This window comes from Frankia sp. CoBUL1 (assembly GCF_978021245.1).
This window is the reverse complement of sequence record NZ_CDXDOS010000343.1, coordinates 1-2,957: the sequence shown is the minus strand read 5'-3', so window position 1 is coordinate 2,957 and position 2,957 is coordinate 1. Positions and strand designations below refer to the sequence as shown.

Here is a 2,957-nt window from a genome sequence, read left to right as displayed (position 1 = left end):
AAGCGGGAACCGAGCGCGGCTTCGGCCAATCAGACTCGGGGCGCCTCGCCGAGAGGCAAGGCGGCATGAGAGCACCATTGGACGCTCACATGCAACGGATGTCGAAGAAGTCGACCAGTTCATCGCCGACTACCTCGACAAGGACATCAGGACCTACCTGGTCGAACGCGGCGCAGGGCGCCGCTGGAACTACTCCCGGGCCGAAGCGAGGTCGGCCGTGGTGACGGCCCTGCTCGACCCTGTCCTGGGTGCTGTCCTCGGCGAGGACACCGACCCCTACATCGTTCTCGACGATGTCCGGGCCGGGCTGCGCCGCCAGGTCCGGGAGTTCCAGCCCATCTGGATCCACAAGCGCCGCGGCCTCAAGGGTGTCCTCCTGGACGCCGACTACAGCTTCAGGGACGAGGAAGAGACCCCTGACCTGCTGCCGAGCGAGTACGAGGACCCGAGGATCCAGCACGCCCGCGCGAGGTTCAGCACCGACGAGTGGACGGTCCTGCGCGCCTACCACCTCGACGGCGCGGAGGCCTGGAGCGACGCCTCCCTCAATGCCGGGCACCCGCCCGCCTTCGGGGAGCGCGTACGCCGCAAGATCCCCCGGGTCGGCGCGGAAGTCGAACGGCGTCGCGGGAGGTCAGCCGCGCGCAGGTTGTACCACCAGTGCCGGCCGACACCGGTGTTCGGCGCTCCTCGCAGCGCACCGGCGGTATAGCCCTTGCTGGGGTTGACGACTCCGACGGGGACAAGGTCGCGGGCCTGCGCCCCAGGAAAGGCGAGATCGCTGTCGTTGCTGATCACGACGGCGGCGGTGATCCGCTTGTGCAGCAGGTCGAGCAGGAGGTGGGAGGCGACATTGACGTCGGATCCCTTCTCCTCCCGCTGAGCGACCGAGACCAGGAAGGACGTTCCTCCTGACCGCCGGCGTCGAACCTCGGACCGTGATGGAGTTCTTCGGGCACACAACATCATGGATGACGATGGAGCGCTACGGCCACGCGCTCCCCGAACATCTGCACGCCGCCGCCGAGGCCATGGACGCCTTCCTCCGCGGGACGGCTGTGGATAACCCGGGCGGAGAGCACCGCCAAAGCCGTTCGGCTACACGGTTGGTTACATAACGAACAACCCAGCCCCCGCCAGGTCGGGCGAAGCCCGACACTCGGGGGTCCGGGGGTCGCCCCCGGGCAGGCATAACGGCCGATGGCGCAGCCGATCAAAGATCGGCAAGCAGCCGAAGCCTGCGCGTGGAGACGAGGGGACTCGAACCCCTAACCCCTGCCTTGCAAAGGCAGTGCTCTGCCAATTGAGCTACGCCCCCGAGGGACGCGCTCCGGCCGGGACGGAACCACCCGACGATGACCACCTCGGCGAAGCGCTTCACAAGCGTACGGCATGACGGTCTCCTCGGACGTTGGTCCGGCACGGGAACCACCCGGGAACCATGGGGGACACCGATGCTCGGGTTGATCCGGTCTTCCGGCGATCACAGTGCCCGCCTACGACCATCGTGCCCCGCGGGAGCCCTGTGGATAACCGGGCCGCGGCTCCCCCAATCGCCACCCTGTGGATAACCGGCCCGCCGACGCCGACGCCGACGCCGCCGTCGGCGATGGCTACGGCTACGGCCGTGCCGGCACCGGCCGCGAGGCCCGTCGGTCAGGACCGGCGCAGGGTCGGATCGATGAAGGCCAGCCGCTCCCGCACCTTGACCGCGAGATCCCGGAAGTCGGAGTAGCAGCGCCGCACCGCGCTCTGCGTACCGCCGAGCGCGCCGTCTCCGGCCCGCAGCCGAACATCGGCTTACGGGCGTCGTGCGCCAGCGGGATCAGGTTCGCGTAGTGCCCCAGGGTGGCGATCTCGAAGGAACGGTCATGCGGTCCGGGGTTCCCGCTGGTGAGCACCGAGGTCGCGAACACCTCGGGAATCCGGTCGAGCCACCGGTCGTGCGCCTTCGCCGGCCGGTCGGTCCGCGTCGGCGGCTGCATCACGATGTACCCGATCGGCATCATCAGCCCGCGCGGAGCCGAGATACGCTCGGGAATCTTCGGCAGCACCATGCCCTGCCAGGTGGAACGCCACTCCCGCAGTGTGGGGCCGAGGTTGCGCAGCCCTCGCAGCGAGAACAGGTCCGCCGTCAGTGGCATGAGCACGGTGTCGGCGGACAGCAGCGCGGCCCGGTTGATGGCCCCCAGATTGGGCCCCACGTCGATGAGCACGATCTCGGCGCCGACCGAGCGGGCACCATGGTCGATGACCCGGTGCAAAGCCGTCGTCGTACGCAGCGCCGCGATGTCCTTGCCGAGGAAGCTGTTCGGCCAGGCGGCCGACAGCCGGTCCTCGAAGACGCTCAGCTCGACGTCGCCGGGCAGCAGCCACAGACCGTCCTCGATCGTCACCGGATCGAAGAGCGTGACGTCCCCGACCCCCTCCATGATTGGCCCGATCGCCGTCGCCATCGTCCCCGTACCGGGGACGATCCGAACCGGGCGCACGTCGAGGTCGATGATGGACTTCGGCGCGGACGACGCGGTGACCGCCGGTTCCTCCCACAGCTGGGTCAGCTCGTCCTCGTCGAGGAACTGGGCGGTCAGGTTCGCCTGCGGATCGAGATCGACCGCGAGCACCCGGTGACCCATGCGCTGCAGCATGTGCGCCAGGTGGTAGGCGAGGGTCGTCTTACCGACGCCGCCCTTGTTGTTGAACAAGGCCATCGTGATCATGAAAAGCCCCGGCCGCGATCCCCGCGTCGCCCGCGCGCCGCCTCACCCCAGTTGTCCCTGTTGTCCAACACGGCAGACATTGTCGCGCTAGCCCTGTCTTCCGCACGCACGTGCGGAAGACAGGGCTAGCGCGACAATGTCTGCCGTGTTGGACAACAGGGACAACTGGGGTGAGGCGGCGCGCGGGCGACGCGGGGATCGCGGCCGGGGCTTTTCATGATCACGATGGCCTTGTTC

2 protein-coding genes and 1 tRNA gene are annotated in these 2,957 nt (G+C 68.5%); 1 reads left to right on the top strand and 2 read right to left on the bottom strand.

The window, feature by feature from the left end; all coding sequences use genetic code 11:
• Positions 1-712: hypothetical protein (locus AC08OX_RS16625; protein WP_476608656.1), on the top strand; the 712-nt coding region annotated here is incomplete at its 5' end.
• A gap of 533 nt (positions 713-1,245) precedes the next feature.
• On the opposite strand, the gene AC08OX_RS16620 is transcribed toward AC08OX_RS16625, so the two are convergent.
• Together AC08OX_RS16620 and AC08OX_RS16615 are read right to left on the bottom strand one after the other, a co-directional pair.
• Positions 1,246-1,318, bottom strand: a tRNA-Ala gene (locus tag AC08OX_RS16620).
• Positions 1,319-1,619: 301 nt separating this feature from the next.
• A complete protein-coding gene (locus AC08OX_RS16615; protein ID WP_476608655.1) occupies positions 1,620-2,720 on the bottom strand; it encodes a ParA family protein in 1,101 nt (366 codons plus the stop codon).
• Positions 2,721-2,957 lie beyond the last annotated feature (237 nt).

Coding starts and splice junctions, on each gene's coding strand:
- AC08OX_RS16615 (WP_476608655.1), bottom strand. CDS start 2,720: ATGATCACGATGGCCTTGTTCAACAACAAGGGCGGCGTCGGTAAGACG.